We start from the raw sequence: 17,868 nt of genomic DNA, 5'->3' as shown, positions 1-17,868 counted from the left end.
GTAGGCGCAGCCGGGCCCTGACCATGGGGTCACGTTGGAGTGTCTGGCAGCGGAGATGGTGACCGGCGCCACGATCGGGCTTGAGGGGCCTGAACCAGATTCCGGGATCCGTGTCTCCGGCTACCCCGCAATTCACTAGCGTTAGGACATGACACTCGACGAGGGGCCGGCCCAGCCAGCACCGACCGGTAGCTGCTGGTGCGGATGCGGACAGACGACTGGTCACGGGGCCTACTTCCGCCAGGGGCACGACAAGATCGCTGAGGCAGCGGTGCTGGCAACGCGCTACGGAAACTCGGTCGTTCGCCTGCTAGCGCACCATGGCTTCAATTCAAAAGTCTCGGTCGTTGATGAAGCGGAGGACCGGGGAATCTGGGAAGTTTGCCCAGAGTGCGAATATCGTGGCGCGTCGGCAAGCGTTACGAACCACCGAAAGAGATACGACCATTGACGATGCCTGTGACGACTGTCAGCCACGACGATAGGTGAGTCGAGGCATCCCAGTTTCAGCGCCTCTGACATGTGCGCACTGCTACCGTGAATGTTCACTTCGCTGGCAGGAGATCTCATGCCAGCTGGCCCAAAGCACCAACGCTTCGTCTTCGTCGAGTTCGACGAAGACGGGCAGGAGAGCGGCTATTGCGAGGACTGCCGTTGCATGATTGGCGAAGACCATGACGGCGACGGAGGTAGCGAGTCGCTAAGCGTGTATGAAGCGGTAGACATCTGGCTGTCGAACGGGATGGACGAGGACTACACGTTCGGCTACAGCGACTCTGAGTTGATGCGCGCCGCCGGTCTAAATTGACCTAACTTGCTGCGTCGGCCTTCGGTCCCCGCACTGGCCTGCCTGCCGCTCCCATTGCAGGCGGTCACCTGAGAACACCGCTCCGAGGCGAAGGCCCGTCCTCAATCACGGCGAGGATCTCCCTTTGCCGTGTTACTGCCGAAACTAATCAGGTCGGCGGAGTCTCAATGGGGGAGTCAAGACCTGTCTTCTTGCCCTGGGTCTTGCCGGGGATCTTGGCGAGCTGGGTTTTTGCTGGTCAGAGGCTGTGGGCTCGTGCACCTGGTGATCGTCGTTGGTCGTCGTTGGCCACTGTCGAGCGGCGTCGGACGGCCCAGGGACGGCCCAGCCTTGCCCGGTGCCGGGATTCGTTCGGCTGACGGCCGGCACCTTCTTGGCGGCCCGTCCCAGCCTAAGCCGACGAAAGCCCGCCACGACGGCGCGTCAGCCGACCGACCAGGCGCGCGCGTATGCCTCGCTGTACCCTCACCGGCCTCAGCCACGCTATCCGGGCGTCAGCCGGAGCAAGCCCCGACGGCGGAAGCGCACGGGGCCTTCAACACGCATTCGACTGCGGCGGGCGGGGGGACGCGCTTCACTGGTTACGTGGAACGTGTTCAGGGACCGCTCGCGTGGATCCCAGCGGCGCATGCCCGTGGCGTGGCCGCGCGTATCTCCATGCGAGCTGGCTTAGAACAAGTCCATGATGTCAGAGACGTTGTAAGGGGACTTGAGTGGAGAACTTCGATCTAACCAGGCTAACAGATTTCGATTTCGAGGCTGTCTGTAAGGATATCTTCGAAGCTGAGTATGGCGTGAGGCTAGAAATATTCTCACCCGGTGCAGACTCTGGAGTCGATCTCCGCTACCTTCATGAAGAAGGTTCCGAACTTGTGATCCAATGCAAACATTGGGTCCGCTCACCACGCTCAAAATTGATCGAGCGAATAAGGATTTCCGAACTCCCGAAAGTGGAAAAGCTGCAACCGAGTAGATATGTTCTTGCTACCTCTGTGGAGTTGACGAAGGGAGCCAAGGATAAGATCTACAGCATCTTGTCGCCGCACGTGAAGACCCCGAGCGACATCTATGGAATCACTGAAATAAATGCACTTCTTCGAAAGCATGAAAGTATTGTCAGGCGCCATGTTCGGTTGTGGTTGACTAGCGCATCTGTGTTGTCTACGCTGCTTTCTAAAAGTGTCTTGACGCGCTCTCAGCAACTCGCAGAAGAGTTGGACTCCACGCTTCGCACATACGCGCCTAATGAGAGCTATGGCAGAGCTGTGGAACTTTTGGAGAAGCGGCACACCTGCGTGATAGCAGGGATCCCCGGTATCGGGAAGACAACTTTGGCTCAGGTGCTCTGCGCTGGATACGTGAGCGAAGGATATGAGCTAGTCGAGGTATCTGCCGATCTTGAGGAAGCTAATTCTCTGTGGGATGAGAAAGTCGCACAGATTTACTATTATGACGATTTCCTAGGGCAGACAACTCTAGAAGAGAAGCTCGGAAAGAATGAGGATAGCCGCCTTCTTGCCTTCATGAGTAGAGTTGAAAAGTCCAGCAATAAGCGGTTCATCCTTACGACGCGTGAGTACATCCTCGCTCAAGCGCGGCAGCGATACGAAAAGCTTCACAGGCACCGCTTCGAGCTGCATACCTGTGTGATCAATATGGCGGACTACACGTACCGCGCCAGAGGGGCCATTCTCTACAATCACGTGTATGCGTCCGGCCTTGGCGATGACGTAAAGGCAAGCTTCGCGGATCCTGCCGTGTATGTGCCAATCATTCGGCATCCGAATTTCAACCCCCGCGTGGTGGCAGCCACTATTGCTGAAGCAGACAGCTTCTCCTCCACAGGTGAGGGTGTTGGGGAGCGCATCCTAGACAATCTTAAGGATCCCCGGAGTGTTTGGTCTCATATAGTAAGTCATCAGCTCAAAGACCCTGACATTCAACTTCTTGCGCTCACGTATTCGTTTTTGAATGGCGTATACCTGGGCGACATGCAAGATCTCTGGATTTCGTTGGGTCGAAGCTCAAGGGATCTGCGAACCGCTATCGCCACTCTCGATGGGACGATGCTAAGAACCTATCGAAAGTCCGATAAAGTCTTTCTATCCTTCCACAACCCCTCCGTTCGCGACTTCATGCGAGACTACCTCCTTGAGGATCAATCGAATTTCCTACAGCTCGTCAAGGGGTGCGCCCATTTTGAGCAGATTGAAGCTCTAGTGGTAATGGCAAGCGAGCGAAACGAAGCTCTTCAGTTCTTTAGGCGAAATTTCAACGTAATTGAAAAGGCAGCACTTAGCGCATATGAGTCCCAGGGGCTACGCAGTGACGGTGTAAACACCAGTATTGACCCAGCCGAGCGAGCCAGGGTGTACCTACATTTCGGTAAAATGCTCGCCTCTGAATCAATCCTGGAGTGCGCCCGCAGAGCGATTGTTGAAGATGAAGCTATTCTGGAAGCATCCGATCCGGGGGACATTCTTGCAATCATCCAATTTCTGAGCGATTCAGATCGGGAATCATTGCGCGACATCCTTCCGGATGCCGTTTATATGGCAACCGAATGGATCAAGGAAGATCTGTCGTCGTGGGATTTGCTGGAGTCGGCTAAAAGCCTCCTTGGGAATCTATCCGGCATTGTTCCAGAAATTGCGATCCCTGATGTCGAAGATGATATGCGGTGGTATGCCAAACGTAGGATCGATGAATGGGCGGAAGCGGGACCTGACTCGATGCTCGATCCATCGATGATGGAAAGAATTTTGGCTTTCGCGGGTGAGTACGATGACCCAGGCGGAACCTTCCCCGGTTATAGCGAAGCAGTAGGCAAGATGTCAGCCATGGAAGATGACGAGTACGATTATGGGAGACGTGATCTCTCGGGTTCTGATTCAGGAATGAGCCTTAGGCAGGAGATGAGAGAGGTTGCGGACATGATGGGTTCGCTTCGGACTGATGATTTGGGTTGACGCGACCTGCCGCTCCGCCGGCCGCCTTAACCGCGGCCTACCTCTGTCTCTGACCGGTGAGTCGCTGGATGCGAGAGCGTGGCGCGGACGCCGGGCGGGCTGGAGCGGGACGGAGGCAGGAGCGCAGGCCCGGCCGGGGGCCGGGCCGCGCGCGGGGAGCGGAGCGAGCCGCCTTGAACCAGTAGAGAAAGTTGTAACTCAGTCTGCGGTGTGGGCGTGTCCGGTCCCGGGAGATGCTCGACACTTCGGTCCCAGCTGATGGTTGACAGTGGCCGTGTTCGGCTTTTCTGTGCGCGTCGTTGCGGCGTGTGTGGGGAGGCCGGGATTGGCGCTGGTGGAGTTGTCGGTTGTCGAGCAGAGATACCGGGCTGTGCTTGCGGTGCTGGCGGGCGCGACGGTGACGGAGGTCGCCGCTCAGCTGGGGGTGTCGCGGCAGACGGTGAGCGGGTGGAAGTCCCGGTATGAGGCATCAGGCCTGGCCGGGTTGGCGGATCGTTCGCGTCGGCCGTCCTCATGTCCGCATCAGGCTTCTGCCGAGGTGGAGGCAGCGGTGTGTGAGCTGCGGCGTCAGCATCCTCGATGGGGTCCGCGGCGGATCGCTCATGTGCTGGAGAGGTCAGGGGTGGTGAGTCCGGTGCCGTCGCGGATGACGGTGTATCGGATCCTGGTCCGGCATGGGCTGGTGGAGCCAGGGGTGCGGCGCCGGAAGCGGTCGGATTACAAGCGCTGGCAGCGCGACCGTGCGATGCAGCTGTGGCAGATGGACATCGTGGGCGGGGTCATGCTGGTCGATCCGGTCACCGGGGAGTTGACCGAGGCCAAGGTCGTGACGGGTGTGGATGATCATTCCCGGTATTGCGTGATCGCGTCGGTGGTCGAGCGGGCGACCGGTCGGGCTGTCTGCTCGGCGTTCGCCCGGGCCTTGCAGACGTTCGGGGTGCCGGAAGAGGTGCTCACCGACAACGGCAAGCAGTTCACCGACCGGTTCGGGCATGGCGGTGAGGTGCTGTTCGACCGGATCTGCCGGGAGAACGGGATCGCCCACCGTCTCACCCAGCCGGCGTCGCCGACCACGACGGGCAAAGTTGAGCGGTTCCACCAGACGCTGCGGCGTGAACTCCTCGACGACTGCGGTGCCTTCGAGAGCATCGAGGCAGCTCAGGCAGCGCTAGATGCATGGGTGGCGGAATACAACTCCGTCCGGCCGCATCAGGCACTGGACATGCAGTCTCCCGCCGATCGCTTCACCCCGGTGCCCGAGCAAGAGCGGGACATGCTGGGCCTGAGGGTGCCCGGAATGCTGGCGTTGGTGCCGCCGCAGCGGACACCTCCCGCGGAGCCGGAACCGGTCGACGTGTCGCCCGGCCTTTCGGAGCTGGTCTCGGCGGCGGTGCCGGTGGAGCCGGGTGGGGCGGTGGAGTTCGAGCGGGTGGTGCCGGCGAGTGGGAATCTGCAGGTCGCGGCCAAGCAGTTCTGGCTGGGCCCGGCCCGCTCGGGCCTGACGGTGACGTTCTGGGCCGACACGCAAGTGATCCACCTGCTCATCGCCGGGTCGCGCATCAAGTCGGTGCGGTCGCACCTGTCGGTGGCCGATCTGGCACAGCTGGCGGCGCGGGGAGGGCGTGCGGCGGGGCCGTCGCCGCTGCCGACGGGGGACGGTGCTGCGTTCGAGGTGGACCGGACGGTGAACAAGCACGGGCTGGTGGGCCTGGGCGGGCGCCAGGTGCTGGCGGCGGAGATCCTCGGCGGGCGCAGGGTGAGCGTCCGCATCGAGGAAGCCACGTTGTCGTTCTTCGATCCGTCCTCGCGGGAGCTGCTGCGGGTGCGGTCCAACCCGTTCACCAGCGAGGAGGTGCAGCGGTTGCACGGCCTGCGGCCCGCGGGCCCGCCGCCCCAGCCCCGGGTCGAGCCGGTGCGGGTGCAGCGGCGGGTCAGCACGGTCGGCACCATCATGGTCTGTCGGCAGGTCGTCTCCCTCGGCCGCCCGTATGCAGGCCAGACGGTGACCGTGCACGTGTCGGACACGACGATCACCGTCGACCTGGACGGCCAGGTCCGCGTCATCCGCCGCACGACCGACGTTCCGGTCCGTAACGTGAAAGCGAACAAGCCCCACAAGGCTTCCGATGTTGTCTAGGCCCACCATCAAGCATCACCCGGGACCAAGGTGTCGGGCATCAAGTGGGACCAAGGTGTCGGGCATCAAGTGGGACTAGACACTGTGCGGCGGGGTGTGAAGTCGTATGCGCAGGCTGGGAGATCGACGCCTTGGCGGCGGGCCAGCGGTAGGAAGACCACTGGTCGGATCGTCCATGTGATGCGGGTGCTGGCGTGGGTCAGAGAGACCGTGCAGGGTTCCATCCGTAAGAGGGCTCGTCGCGTATCGATACGCCCGTCGTAGAGCCAGGCCCAAGCCTCGTCCGAAGCGTCCGGGTCGAGTGCTGGTGAGATCGTGCGCAGGGCGACCGCTACCCATCTGTCTGCCTGCGGTGCTGAGTACGCGTCGAAGGATGCCCGGAGTGCCGGCAACCCTGTCTCGTCGTTGACGTCTTGCGTCCAGCACTCGCACCAGAAGCCCCGCTGGGGCTTGTCCATCAGCACGGGTGTCCTCCCGGCTGGGTGTCCGTGAAGAGTTCGGCGGTGACGGTGTAGCCGCTGTGGCTGCCGTGGACGACGACCCGGTGTGCGATGACGCTGACCATGCCCAAGCCGCGGCCGTGTACGGCGTCCTCGCTCGGTTGCTCGACCTTCGGGGCGGTGCCGGTCCCTCCCTCGTCGGTGACTGACAGGGCGACGACCTTGGGGGAGACCGCGAGGGCCAGGTGGAAGCTGCCGAGTCCGCCGCTCGCGGTGTGGAGGATCGCGTTCGCGCTCAGCTCGCTCACGATCAGTTCGGCGTCGTCGGCCAGGGGGGATCCGCGCAGGATGTCGCGTGTCCAGCGGCGGGCCCGGCTGACCTCTTCTGGAAATCCTGGGCAAGTGAGTCCCCAGACCCGGGCGGTGCTCGTATACTCGTGCATACAAGTTCCTTCGTGTTGGTAGGCCGCCATGTGCAGCGGGTTCGGGCTAGACGAGTTTCACGCCGTCGTGGGCGCGGATGGCCGGCGGGGATACCGCGTCGAGTGCGTCCAGGACGCGGATCGCGTACGCCTCGTCGGCGAGTTCGATGACCTCTTCGCGGGTGGCCCAGCGCAGTGCGCGGGTCTCGTCCCCGGTGGTGGGCGTGCCGTCGGCGGCCTCGCAGCGGAAGACCATGGAGACGATCAAGCCCTTCATGTTCTTGTAGATCCCGGTCAGCATCGCGGGAAGCGCGATCTTGATGCCGGTCTCTTCGAGAACTTCGCGCTGGAGGGCCTCGGGAATGGTTTCCTCGCGTTCGAGGACTCCGCCCGGGGGTTCCCAGTGGCCGTTGTCGCGGCGTTTGATCAAGAGGGCCCGGCCCTGGTCGTCGACGATGACTCCGGCGACGCTCACGGAGTGCGGACGGTCGGTGCTCACGTTCCTCTGCCCTCTCGGATGGCTAGGCTCTCCACGGTAGCAACAAAGCTCGCCCACTCGTCTAGATACCTAAAGGAGTACACGTGCCCTCTCTTTCCTCCGGCCTCCTCGGCGATCTCGACCCCACGAGCGATCGTGCGGTCTTCCGGCAGATCGCCGACCAGCTGCGCGAGGCCATCGACCGTGGGCGATTCAAGGAGGGCGAAAAGCTGCCCTCCGAGGCCGAACTCGTCGAGCATTACGGGGTTTCCCGTATGACGGTTCGAAACTCCTTCTCCGTCCTCCAGGGCGAGGGCCTGGTGCACGCCGAGCACGGCAAGGGCGTCTTCGTGCGACCACGACCGCCTGTACGGCGGCTCGCCTCCGACCGGTTCGCCCGGCGCCACCGCGAGCAGGGGAAGTCCGCGTTCATCGTCGAGGCCGACGCCGCCGGCAGTCACCCGCACGTGGACAGCCTGGAGGTCAAGGAAGAGAAGGCCAGCCAGGACGTCTCCACCCGGCTCGGGTCCGTGCGACGGGTGCTCGCCCGGCGTCGGAGGTATCTGCTGGACGGGCGGCCCGTGGAGTTCGCCACCTCGTACCTCCCTCTCGACATCGCGCGCGGTACGCCGATCGCCGAACCGAACCCTGGCCCCGGTGGCATCTACGCCCGGCTTGAGGAGCTGGGGCACCGCCTCGACCACTTCGAGGAAGAGATCCGTGCCCGGATGCCCTCGCCCGATGAGGTGCGCACGCTGCGGCTGGCCTCCGGCGTGCCGGTCATTCACCTGATCCGCATCGCGTTCGACCAGGGGGGAAGGGCCGTGGAGGTCTGCGACACGGTCATGGCGGCCGACGCGTACGTCCTGTCGTACCAGCTCCCGGCGACGTGAGCGCCTGACCGGTGGTGGTGCGCGGGGAGGCTTCTCCGAACTCGTACACCCCAACACGGTTACTCGTATAGACGAGTGGGCAAGTTGTGTGGCAAGGTGGTTGCCGTTCCCGGAGATCGGGTTCGAACGCCGCATCTTGTATAGACGAGTAGACGGGAAGAAGCTTTGCGCACCATCCGTGTAGAGACCTCGGCCGCAACGATCCTGCTGACCGAGGCCCCCGAGCCCAAGGTCCGCGACCGGCAGACGGGCGAGATCGCCAAGGACGCGATGAGCGGAGAGGCACTGATGATGATCGGTGTCGTCTACCTGGAGGACGGCGAGTCGTCGCTGATCAAGGTCACTGTTCCCGAAAGCGGAGTGTCTGAAGGGCTGACGCTCGGGGCTCCGATTTCGCTGCCGGGGCTGGTGGCCCGGCCGTGGGAGAGCGTCTTCAACGGGCAGCAGCGCCACGGCATCGCCTACCGCGCCGCCGCCGTGACTCCGGCCGCATTCCCGGCCGCCACCGGGGCCGCTGCCTGATGACCGACCTGACAACACTCCTGGAGGTGGGTGGTCCTGTCGCCGCACTCGGCGGCGGGGCCGCCTACGCCCGGGCCAACCACCCCGGGGTGTACTGGTCCACCGTCGGCCTGCCTATATCCACCGCCCGGCTCCTCAGCTCCTACGGCTCGGTCATGGAAGCCTGCGGCCTCACCGTTGCTCCGTCCCGGCTGCGGATGCTGGCGGTCAAGGCCACCACCCGCCGTGAGGTCCGTCCCGTACCGCCGCGCCGGGGCATCATCCGGCCCACCTCGACCGGGCTGCGGCTCCGGCTCCGGCTAGCTCCGGGGCAGGAACCAGCCGACGTAGCAGCCTCAGCGGAACGGCTGCGGCACGCCTGGGGCGTTCACGCCGTGTACGTGACCACGATCAAGCCGGGTGTGGTTGAGCTGCGGCTGGTCGGCTTCGATGTGCTGCGGCGGGTACGGATGCCCCGCAAGGTGGACGCCGGGTTCCTTCAGGTGCCGGTGGCCCTGCGGGAGGACGCCATGCCGTTCATACGCGACTACCGGGCCGTGCCCCACCAACTCACCCTCGGCGCCACGCTGTCGGGCAAGTCCATGTATCTGCGGCACCTGATCGCCGGGCTTGCTCCTCAGCCGGTCGCCCTGGTCGGGATCGACTGCAAGCGCGGAGTGGAGCTGGCGCCGTTCGCCTCCCGCCTCTCCGCGCTGGCGACCGAACCGGAACAGGCAGCAGAGCTGCTGCCCGTGCTCGTGAAGGAAATGGAGGACCGATACGACCTGATCAAGACCCGGCAAGGCATCGCCCCGGACACCCCGGCCGAAGAGATCACCTCCGACATCTGGGGACTGCCCGAGTCCGAACGCCCTGTTCCCCTCGTGCTGTTCGTGGACGAGGTCGCCGAACTCTTCCTCGTCGCCACCAGGAAGGACGAGGAACGGCGCGACGAGATGGTCACTCAGCTCATCCGACTCGCCCAACTCGGCCGCGCGGCAGGCATTTACCTGGAGGTCTGCGGGCAGCGCTTCGGTGCCGAGCTGGGCAAGGGCGCCACCATGCTGCGGGCCCAGTTGACCGGCCGCGTCTGCCACCGAGTGAACGACGAAGCCTCCGCGAAGATGGCGCTCGGCGACATCGCACCCGAAGCGGTCATGGCCGCATGCGCCATCGCCCCCGAACGACCCGGCCTCGCCGTGGCAGGTGACACCTCGGGCGGCTGGTCACGCATCCGGACGCCGTACCTGTCCCTCAGCGATGCGGCGGCGGCCTGCCGAGAGTCCGCACGCCTGGTGCCGGACGTGCCCGCGCTCAAGCCCTTCCTGCCAGAGGTGGCCGTACGGCCGGTCGCATCTCCGGCCCCGGTCGTCGAACCCCGCCCGGCTACCGGCTGACCTCCTCCATCAACCCGGTCGGCGTGACCGTCTCACGCCAAGTCCCTACCCCTCCCATGCCTGAATCCGGAAGGAGCCGCATCATGCGCGCCCAACTGGCCCGCGTTGACGCGGTACTCATCCAAGCCGTCATCGCTGCCGCGCTGTCCTTCGCCCACCTGCACGACATCGCCTCGGCGGCCGGGCAGGATGGATGGAAAGCGTGGGCCTACCCGATCAGCGTCGACCTGCTGCTCGTCGCCGCCTGGCGCCGACTGCGGACCGGGGAAGCCAAAGCGGCCGGGTGGTGCTGGTTCGTCATCGCGCTCACCGCCTCCCTCGGAGCCAACGTCGCCACCGCCGGCCTCCTCGACATGAACCACGTCCCGGCCTGGCTGCGCATCCTCGTCGCGGGCTGGCCCGCGGTCGCCTTCCTCGGCGGCACGCTCCTCGCGCACTCCGCACCGACAACCCTCGACCAGGCCGCCGACCCCGATAAGGACAACGAGGTCCACGACCGCGCGGAGGCACTTGAACCCCATCCCGAGCCGCCTGCACACCCGGCCGACGAGCAGAAGCCGCCCGAGCGTCCCGCCTTGCCCGTACCGGCCGCCCTGGTCGCCCACGCCCGCAAAGTCGCTGCCGAACACCACACCCGCACCGGAACACCCATCGACACCCCGACCCTCCGCGCCCGCCTCGGTGTCCCCGCACCCATGGCCGAAGCCAACGCCACCCACCTCTGAAAGGAGACCCGTGTGACCGCCAACCGCCGCTTCCGCAACGTCGTCCGCATCGGCCCCGTCCGGGTCGGCACGTACTACGACGGCCGAGGTCAGGAGAAGCACACCGCCGCCTGCACCGCCCCGCGCTGCGGCTTCTCCACCGACTACGACGGCCGCGCCGCCGCCGAGCTGGCCGCCCGCACCCACCGCTGCCCCGTGCGCTGAAAGGACCCTCGCCCGTGACCGTCAACCTGCCGCTCGTCGTCGTCCTCGGCTTCTTCGCCTGGGGAGCAGTCAGGTTCCTCGGCGTCCGCGTCTGGATCGTCGTCCTGATCGCCCTCTTCGGCTTCTGGCTCTCCCGCACCTTCCTCGCCCCCGCCATCGAGTCCGGCACGCGCTCCGGCGTGACCGTCATAAACGGATCACACGCCTAGACGAGTAGATAAGGAGACCTCGACTGTGTTCCTCCCGAAGTACCCCGACAGCCCAACTCCGCCGCCCGCTCACACCCACACCCCGACCGAGACAGCGCCCGTACGGCGCTCGCTCCCGTCGGTCTCCGTCGATCAGAAGACGGTCGTCGCCCTGGTCGTCGGCGGGGTCGTCCTCACCGCGCTCCTGGCCGCCGTCGCCGTCACGGCCATCTCCGTTGCCGTGGCCGCCGTCGTCCTGCGCTCCATGCTCCGCGACCACCGCCGCTGAACCGCGCTGGCCTCCGGGGCGGCGGCACACGACCAAGCATCTCGCCGCCCCGGCGCCTGCTCCTCCCGACCGACCGAGCCAGTCAGAAGGGGAAACGCCATCTTCACCCGCACCACTCCGCCCCCACTTCCGGAACTCGCGAACCTGGCCGCGCAGGGCATGCTGCCGGGTATCCTCCGCCAACTCTCCGGACTCGGCGGCTGCACCCACCCGATCCGCCTCGACGGCCACCGCACCGAGTACGACGTCGACACCCGCACCGGCGAGATCGGCAACGTCCTCCACCGCCTTGACTCGACCAGCCTCCCGGCCGGACAGCTCCTCGTCCGCTGTAACAACCGCCGTACGACCCGCTGCGCGGCCTGCGCCGAGGTCTACCGCCGCGACACCTTCCACCTGATCACCTCCGGCCTGCGCGGCGGCAAGGGCACCCCCGAACACGTCGCCACGCACCCTCGTGTGTTCGCCACCTTCACCGCGCCGAGCTTCGGCCCGGTTCACAACCGCCCCTCCAGCGGGCGCCCCTGCCGCTGCGGCACCCACCACGACCACGAGGACGAAGCACTCGGCTCCCCGCTCGACCCGGACACCTACGACTACGAAGCCGCCGTGCTCTGGAACGCCCATGCCGGTCCGCTCTGGCGGCGTTTCTCCACCTATCTGCGCCGGGAGGTCGCCGCCGTCGCCGCCTACATCGCCAAGTACGCCACCAAGGGCGCCGAGACCGCGACGGGAGCTCTCGACCGGCCGCTCAAGTTCGCCGCCGAACTCGCCCAGCTCGACATCAGCGACCACGCCCGCCGCCTCATCCGAACCGCCTGGTTTCTCGGCGCCCGCAAGGACCTCGAACACCTCCGCCTGCGCGCCTGGGCCCACATGCTCGGATTCCGCGGCCACTTCTCCACCAAGTCCCGCCGCTACTCCACCACCCTCGGAGCCCTCCGCGACGCCCGTGCCGAATGGCGCCGAGCACAAGCCGCAGCAGCCAACGGCCCCGAGCCCGACACGACGTACGTCCTCGCGCACTGGGTCTTCGCCGGTACCGGTCTGTCCGACGCCGAAGCCTGGCTGGCCGCATCTCTCGAACCCGCCCCCGGAACGGAAGGAGAGCCGACATGGACCGTCGGCGAGACGAGCTGATGACTGTCCCGCAGATCCTCGCCGAGCTCGGCGGAGTGTCCCGCCGAACCTTCTACCGCTGGCGCGAGCTGGGGCAGGCTCCGGAAGCGATCAAGCTTCCGAATGGTGAGCTCCGCGTCTGGCGCAGCGACTTCGACGCGTGGCTCCACGGGCTCGCGGAGGCGGCGTGAAGTCGCATGACGTGAGGGTGTGGGGCATCCGCAAGCGGCCGTACAAGACGCCGTCGTACGACGTGCGATGGAAGGTCGGCGATGCCCCGCCGTTCTCCGAGACCTTCCGGACGAAGGCACTCGCCGACAACTTCCGAGCCAAGCTTCTTCGGGCTGCCCAGAAGGGGGAGGCATTCGACACGGAAACCGGTCTGCCGGACTCCATGGCACCCGCCAAGGCGTCTCGCACCTGGTACGACTTCGCACGGGCATACGTCGCCATGAAGTGGCCGCACGCGGCTCCGAACTCCCGCGACAGCTTGAACGAGACGATGACGCTCGTCACGACTCAGCTGCTGGGTGATCGGCCTGGGCGTCCAGCTGACGACGTCTTGCGCCGTGCGCTGCGGGGCTGGGCTTTCGTCGTCCAAGCCTCGGACGAGGAAGCTCCGCCGGTCGACATCGCGAACGCGCTTCGCTGGGTGGCCAAGGCCTCGCTGCCACTGGCGACACTCAAGAATCCGGCAGACATCCGCCGCGTCCTCGACTCGCTCAAGCTCAGGCTGTCGGGCGCTCCAGCGGCCGCCGAGACGGTACGGCGCAAGCGCGCGGTTCTCTTCAACGCCCTCGCCTATGCGGTCGAACTGGGGGAGCTTCCGGAGAACCCGGTCACGCTCGTGAAGTGGAAGCCGCCGAAGGTGACCAAGGAAGTCGACCGCCGGGTCGTGGTGAACCCTCGACAGGCACGCGAACTCCTGGCCGCCGTCTCTTACGTCGGCGGCTACCGCAGAGCCCGTGGGCGGCGCCTGGTCGCGCTCTTCGCATGCATGTACTTCGGTGGGCTTCGGCCGGCGGAAGCAGTGGCGCTGCGTCGTCCGGACTGCACGCTGCCGGAGACCGGATGGGGCTCGCTGATCCTGGAGAAGACCCGCCCGACCGTTGGGAAGCGCTGGACCGGGACCGGGGAGGTTCACGACAACCGCGGCCTCAAGAATCGCCCCGCGAGCGAAACGCGCATCGTCCCTATCCCGCCTCGTCTCGTCCGCATGCTCCTCGCCCACATCGAGGAGTTCGGCACCGCCGAGGACGGGCGGCTGTTCGCCAACGAACGTGGGGGAGTGGTCGCCTCCACTACGTACTGGCGCGTCTGGGACGAGGCTCGGCACTTGGCGCTCACGCCGGAACAGGTGGCTTCGCCGCTGGCCGCTCGGCCGTACGACCTGAGGCACGCCGCGCTCTCCTCCTGGCTCAATGCCGGCGTCGACCCAACCGAGGTTGCGGAGCGTGCGGGCAACAGCGTCGAAGTGCTGCTGAGCCGGTACGCGAAGTGCCTCGACGGCCGCCAGGACATCGCCAACCGCCGGATCGCCGAGCTCCTCGGTGAGGACGACGGCCAGGAGGACGAGCCCGGCGACGGGGACTGATCCCGACACACCTTCGACACGCGCACCTGCGGCATGATGGCCCCTGGACTACGGTCCGGGGGCCTCGGCGCTTTTCTGGGCCTGACCTGCGGATTCCTACCCCGTAGTCAGTCCACGGATAGTCCACGGCGCCCGACATACAGCCGCTCCAAGCGGCACACGCCTGCACAAACGCGAAGACCCCGTCTCAGCGAAACCACTGATGGCGGGGTCTTTAGGCACCTAATCCAAGGTGCCCCCGGCAGGATTCGAACCTGCGCACACGGCTCCGGAGGCCGTTGCTCTATCCCCTGAGCTACGGGGGCGTGTCGGTCGCGTTGCTCGCGGCGACGGGTAGAACACTACCAGCTCCCCCTGGGTGGTCATGAACGGGTTTCCGCTGTCGGGGGCGGGGTTGCGGGTCGCCCGGTCGGGGTGGAAGTGGGGAAAACCCGGACGCGGTGGCCGGGGGCGACCTACTCTCGAGTGGTGCCAGGCGCGTCGGGCCGGGTGCTTGTTGTGGACGACAACAAGGTCATCCGGCAGTTGATCAGGGTCAACCTCGAGCTGGAGGGGCTGGAGGTCGTGACCGCGGCCGATGGTGCCGAGTGTCTTGATGTGGTTCATCAGGTGCGGCCCGATGCAGTGACCCTCGACGTCGTCATGCCCCGGCTGGACGGGATCCGGACCGCCGCCCGCCTGCGAGCCGATCCGCGGACCCGTGACCTGCCCCTCGCCATCGTCAGTGCCTGTACCCAGTACGAGGTCGAGGCCGGGCTGGAGGTGGGCGTCGACGCCTTCCTCGCCAAGCCTTTCGAGCCCGCCGAACTCGTCGGGATGGTGCGGCAGTTGATCGAGCGGGAGCGGAGTGAGGGCCGGCCGGGGGGCGGTGCCGGCTTCAGCGGCGGTGGTGGCGTCGGCAGTGGTGGCGTCAGCGGTGGTGGTGCGCCCGCTTACGGGTCCGTCCTCGGTGCGGGGGAGGCCGAGCGGGCCGGGAGCGCCGGTGGGTGATCCATCGGCCGCACGCGGGCTGTCCGTCCATGACCGTGCGCCGCAGCCGCGCACGGCTCCGCGGGCGCGGCCTCGGCGTCGGACCGCGTCCACATGCCGGACCCTCCTCAAAACCGGCTCGCTTCTCCACCCCCCTCCTCCCATACGCTTGTCCCCGTGACCCCCGTCGAGCTCTCCCGCACCGTGCTGCACGCCGTGCGCCGCGCTGTCGACGACGGTGAGCTCAGCGTGACCGTGCCGGAGCGTGCCGTGGTCACACCGCCGGGGCCCGGAGGCTGTGGCGACTACGCCACCGGCATCGCCCTCCAGCTGGCCGGCGCGGCAGGGCAGCCGCCGCGGCGCGTGGCCGAGATCCTCAGGGCGCGGCTGGCCGGTGCGGCCCTCATCGACGATGTCGTCGTCACGGGGCCCGGATTTCTCAACTTCAGCCTGGAACGCGACGCCTCCGCACTCCTCGTCGAGGAGATCCTGCGGCGCGGGCGGCGGTACGGCCACGCCGAGGGGGCCGGCGGGAGCGTCGTGCGGCTCCGGTGCCCGGCGGAGGTCCGTGCCCTCGTCGTCGCGGATGCCCTGGCCCGCGTGCTGCGCAGCCAGGGCGATGTCGTAGGCGTCACGTGCGACGGCCGGCTCCTGCCGGAGTGGGAGACCGGCCTTGGTGTGGATGCCGGCCAATCCGGCCGTGGCCCCAGCCCTCGCCACATCCCCGGCCCCGACCTCACCCTCCACCCCGTCCCCGCCCCCGCCGACCCCCTGCCCCTGGGGCGCGACGCCGCCCGCTGGGCACTGCTGTATCCGGCCGCGCACGACCGGCCCCGGATTCCCGGTGATCATCTGGTCCAGCGGGAGGTCAACCCTCTCTTCCGCGTCCGGTACGCCCACGCCCGCACCCGGGCGCTCCTGCGTAACGCCGCCGACCTGGGCTTCCACTCCGAGCCCGGCCCCGTGAGCGACGCGGAGGCACTGCTCGCCGCACTCGGCGACCACCCTCGCGTCCTGACCGCCACCGCCACCCACCGCGGTCCCGACCGCCTGGCCCGGCATCTCGTCACCGTCGCTGATGCCGCGCTGCCCCTGCTCCCCGGCGTGCTGCCCCTCGGCGACGAGAAACCCTCGGCCGCCCACCGCGCCCGGCTCGCCCTCGCCGAAGCCGCCGGGACGGTGCTGGCCGGTGGCCTGTCCCTGCTCGGCATCGACGCACCCGACCACCTCTGAGAGACGCATACCGACATGAGCCGTTCCGCCCACCCCGCCGGGCCCCGTCACGCCGACGTCCTTCCCGAGGGCCACTACTCGGCCCCGCCCGCCGACCTCAACGTCCTGGACCCCAAGGTCTGGGCGCAGACCGTGACGCGTGACGAGCACGGTGTCGCCACCGTCGGGGGAATCCCCGTCACGCGGCTCGCCGAGGAGTTCGGCACCCCGGCCTACTTCCTCGACGAGGCCGACTTCCGGGCCCGCGCGCGTGCGTGGCGCACCGCGTTCGGGGCCGGCGCCGACGTCTTCTACGCCGGCAAGGCGTTCCTGTCCCGGGCCGTCGTGCGCTGGCTGCACGAGGAAGGGCTGAACGTCGACGTCTGCTCCGGCGGCGAGCTGACCACCGCCCTGAGCGCGGGCATGCCCGCCGACCGCATCGCCTTCCACGGCAACAACAAGTCCGTCGACGAGATCACCCGGGCCATCGAGGCCGGGGTGGGGCACATCGTGCTCGACTCCTTCCAGGAGATCGCCCGCGTCGCCCACATCGCGCAGAGCCTCGGAAAGCGGCAGAAGGTCCTGATCCGGATCACCGTCGGCGTCGAGGCCCACACCCACGAGTTCATCGCCACGGCCCACGAGGACCAGAAGTTCGGCATCCCGCTGGCCGGGGGGCAGGCCGCCGAGGCCGTGCGCCGGGCCCTCCAGCTCGACGGGCTCGAAGTCGTCGGCATCCACAGCCACATCGGCTCGCAGATCTTCGACATGTCCGGGTTCGAGGTCGCCGCCCACCGAGTGGTCGGGCTGCTGAAGGACATCCGCGACGAGCACGGCGTCGAGCTGCCCGAGATCGACCTCGGCGGCGGGCTCGGGATCGCGTACACGAGTGACGACGACCCGCGCGAGCCGCACGAGATCGCCAAGGCGCTCACCGAGATCGTCAGCCGGGAGTGCGAGGCCGCCAAGCTGCTCACGCCGCGCATCTCCGTCGAGCCGGGCCGCGCCATCGTCGGTCCGACCGCCTTCACGCTGTACGAGGTCGGCACCATCAAGCCGCTCGACGGGCTGCGGACGTACGTCTCCGTCGACGGCGGCATGTCGGACAACATCCGCACCGCGCTGTACGACGCCGAGTACAGCGTCGCGCTGGTCTCGCGCACCTCCGACGCCGAGCCGATGCTCGCCCGGGTCGTCGGCAAGCACTGCGAGAGCGGCGACATCGTGGTCAGGGACGCGTTCCTGCCGGCCGACCTGGCACCGGGTGACCTCATCGCCGTACCGGCCACGGGCGCCTACTGCCGGTCCATGGCCAGCAATTACAACCACCTGCTGCGGCCGCCGGTCGTCAGCGTGCGGGACGGCGAGGCCCGGGTGATCGTCCGCCGCGAGACGGAGGAGGACCTGCTGCGTCTCGACGTCGGCTGAGCGAGAAGCCGAAGGGCACGGGGCGGAAGATCTCCTGTCTTCCGCCCTCGTGTACATGAAATAGACATCTCACGATCCGGACCGGGGGCAGAAAC

19 protein-coding genes and 1 tRNA gene are annotated in these 17,868 nt (G+C 66.8%); 16 read left to right on the top strand and 4 right to left on the bottom strand.

Annotated features, from left to right (window positions below; genetic code table 11):
- Nucleotides 1-568 precede the first annotated feature (568 nt).
- The 3 genes from ACFZDA_RS31565 (at nucleotide 569) to ACFZDA_RS31555 (ending at nucleotide 5,914) form a co-directional block, all read left to right on the top strand.
- A complete protein-coding gene (locus ACFZDA_RS31565) occupies nucleotides 569-808 on the top strand; it encodes a hypothetical protein (RefSeq protein WP_391088319.1) in 240 nt (79 codons plus the stop codon).
- A gap of 713 nt (nucleotides 809-1,521) precedes the next feature.
- On the top strand, nucleotides 1,522-3,777 hold the full coding sequence (locus ACFZDA_RS31560; RefSeq protein WP_391088317.1) for a restriction endonuclease: 2,256 nt from the start codon (nucleotides 1,522-1,524) through the stop codon (nucleotides 3,775-3,777).
- Between the two features lie 325 nt (nucleotides 3,778-4,102).
- A complete protein-coding gene (locus ACFZDA_RS31555; protein WP_391088315.1) occupies nucleotides 4,103-5,914 on the top strand; it encodes an IS481 family transposase in 1,812 nt (603 codons plus the stop codon).
- A 65-nt stretch (nucleotides 5,915-5,979) separates the two neighbouring features.
- On the opposite strand, the gene ACFZDA_RS31550 is transcribed toward ACFZDA_RS31555, so the two are convergent.
- The 3 genes from ACFZDA_RS31550 to ACFZDA_RS31540 are packed head-to-tail and all read right to left on the bottom strand — an operon-like array spanning nucleotide 5,980 to nucleotide 7,251.
- Complete coding sequence (locus ACFZDA_RS31550; protein WP_391088644.1) at nucleotides 5,980-6,372, bottom strand: hypothetical protein; 393 nt, start codon at nucleotides 6,370-6,372, stop codon at nucleotides 5,980-5,982.
- Nucleotides 6,372-6,797, bottom strand: a complete 426-nt coding sequence (locus tag ACFZDA_RS31545) for an ATP-binding protein (protein ID WP_030851878.1) — start codon at nucleotides 6,795-6,797, stop codon at nucleotides 6,372-6,374. Before ACFZDA_RS31545 ends, ACFZDA_RS31550 begins: the two co-directional genes overlap by 1 nt.
- A gap of 46 nt (nucleotides 6,798-6,843) precedes the next feature.
- Nucleotides 6,844-7,251: an NUDIX hydrolase gene (locus ACFZDA_RS31540; RefSeq protein ID WP_037671386.1), complete on the bottom strand. Its 408-nt coding sequence runs from the start codon at nucleotides 7,249-7,251 to the stop codon at nucleotides 6,844-6,846.
- 107 nt (nucleotides 7,252-7,358) lie between these two features.
- Here ACFZDA_RS31540 and ACFZDA_RS31535 point away from each other — a divergent pair, with 107 nt between their 5' ends.
- The 10 genes from ACFZDA_RS31535 (at nucleotide 7,359) to ACFZDA_RS31490 (ending at nucleotide 14,164) form a co-directional block, all read left to right on the top strand.
- Nucleotides 7,359-8,147, top strand: a complete 789-nt coding sequence (locus ACFZDA_RS31535) for a UTRA domain-containing protein (protein ID WP_391088312.1) — start codon at nucleotides 7,359-7,361, stop codon at nucleotides 8,145-8,147.
- Nucleotides 8,148-8,312: 165 nt separating this feature from the next.
- Nucleotides 8,313-8,669 (top strand): hypothetical protein, encoded by a 357-nt coding sequence (locus tag ACFZDA_RS31530; protein WP_391088310.1) that lies wholly within the window; start codon nucleotides 8,313-8,315, stop codon nucleotides 8,667-8,669.
- Complete coding sequence (locus ACFZDA_RS31525) at nucleotides 8,669-10,045, top strand: FtsK/SpoIIIE domain-containing protein (RefSeq protein WP_391088309.1); 1,377 nt, start codon at nucleotides 8,669-8,671, stop codon at nucleotides 10,043-10,045. The genes ACFZDA_RS31530 and ACFZDA_RS31525 overlap by 1 nt, the downstream gene beginning before the upstream one ends.
- Nucleotides 10,046-10,128: 83 nt before the next feature.
- On the top strand, nucleotides 10,129-10,770 hold the full coding sequence (locus ACFZDA_RS31520; protein ID WP_391088307.1) for a DUF2637 domain-containing protein: 642 nt from the start codon (nucleotides 10,129-10,131) through the stop codon (nucleotides 10,768-10,770).
- A gap of 12 nt (nucleotides 10,771-10,782) precedes the next feature.
- Nucleotides 10,783-10,974, top strand: coding sequence for a mobile element transfer protein (locus tag ACFZDA_RS31515; protein ID WP_020274974.1), 192 nt, complete (start codon nucleotides 10,783-10,785; stop codon nucleotides 10,972-10,974).
- Nucleotides 10,975-10,988: 14 nt separating this feature from the next.
- Complete coding sequence (locus ACFZDA_RS31510; RefSeq protein WP_391088305.1) at nucleotides 10,989-11,183, top strand: hypothetical protein; 195 nt, start codon at nucleotides 10,989-10,991, stop codon at nucleotides 11,181-11,183.
- A gap of 25 nt (nucleotides 11,184-11,208) precedes the next feature.
- Complete coding sequence (locus ACFZDA_RS31505; protein WP_388465267.1) at nucleotides 11,209-11,451, top strand: SpdD protein; 243 nt, start codon at nucleotides 11,209-11,211, stop codon at nucleotides 11,449-11,451.
- A gap of 159 nt (nucleotides 11,452-11,610) precedes the next feature.
- The gene (locus ACFZDA_RS31500) at nucleotides 11,611-12,591 is read left to right on the top strand and encodes a replication initiator (protein WP_391088303.1); all 981 of its coding nucleotides are present in this window, start codon (nucleotides 11,611-11,613) and stop codon (nucleotides 12,589-12,591) included.
- Complete coding sequence (locus ACFZDA_RS31495; RefSeq protein ID WP_033314625.1) at nucleotides 12,567-12,761, top strand: AlpA family transcriptional regulator; 195 nt, start codon at nucleotides 12,567-12,569, stop codon at nucleotides 12,759-12,761. The genes ACFZDA_RS31500 and ACFZDA_RS31495 overlap by 25 nt, the downstream gene beginning before the upstream one ends.
- Nucleotides 12,758-14,164, top strand: a complete 1,407-nt coding sequence (locus tag ACFZDA_RS31490) for a tyrosine-type recombinase/integrase (RefSeq protein ID WP_391088302.1) — start codon at nucleotides 12,758-12,760, stop codon at nucleotides 14,162-14,164. Before ACFZDA_RS31495 ends, ACFZDA_RS31490 begins: the two co-directional genes overlap by 4 nt.
- Before the next feature lie 233 nt (nucleotides 14,165-14,397).
- Here the strand turns inward: ACFZDA_RS31490 and ACFZDA_RS31485 are convergent.
- Nucleotides 14,398-14,469, bottom strand: a tRNA-Arg gene (locus ACFZDA_RS31485).
- A 184-nt stretch (nucleotides 14,470-14,653) separates the two neighbouring features.
- Between ACFZDA_RS31485 and ACFZDA_RS31480 the strand changes: the two genes are divergently transcribed.
- The 3 genes from ACFZDA_RS31480 (at nucleotide 14,654) to lysA (ending at nucleotide 17,773) form a co-directional block, all read left to right on the top strand.
- Nucleotides 14,654-15,154 (top strand): response regulator, encoded by a 501-nt coding sequence (locus ACFZDA_RS31480; RefSeq protein ID WP_391088641.1) that lies wholly within the window; start codon nucleotides 14,654-14,656, stop codon nucleotides 15,152-15,154.
- 156 nt (nucleotides 15,155-15,310) lie between these two features.
- Nucleotides 15,311-16,366 carry an ArgS-related anticodon-binding protein NrtL gene (gene nrtL, locus ACFZDA_RS31475; RefSeq protein ID WP_391088300.1) on the top strand — a complete coding sequence of 352 codons (1,056 nt, stop codon included), beginning with the start codon at nucleotides 15,311-15,313 and terminating at the stop codon, nucleotides 16,364-16,366.
- 15 nt (nucleotides 16,367-16,381) lie between these two features.
- Entirely contained in the window at nucleotides 16,382-17,773 is a 1,392-nt protein-coding gene (lysA, locus tag ACFZDA_RS31470; protein ID WP_391088298.1) for a diaminopimelate decarboxylase, read from the top strand.
- Nucleotides 17,774-17,868 lie beyond the last annotated feature (95 nt).

The sequence above is a fragment of the Streptomyces sp. NPDC007991 genome (assembly GCF_042958445.1).
Taxonomy (GTDB): Bacteria; Actinomycetota; Actinomycetes; order Streptomycetales; family Streptomycetaceae; genus Streptomyces.
The sequence above is the reverse complement of the archived record's forward strand: the minus strand, read 5'-3'. Positions and strand labels throughout refer to the sequence as shown.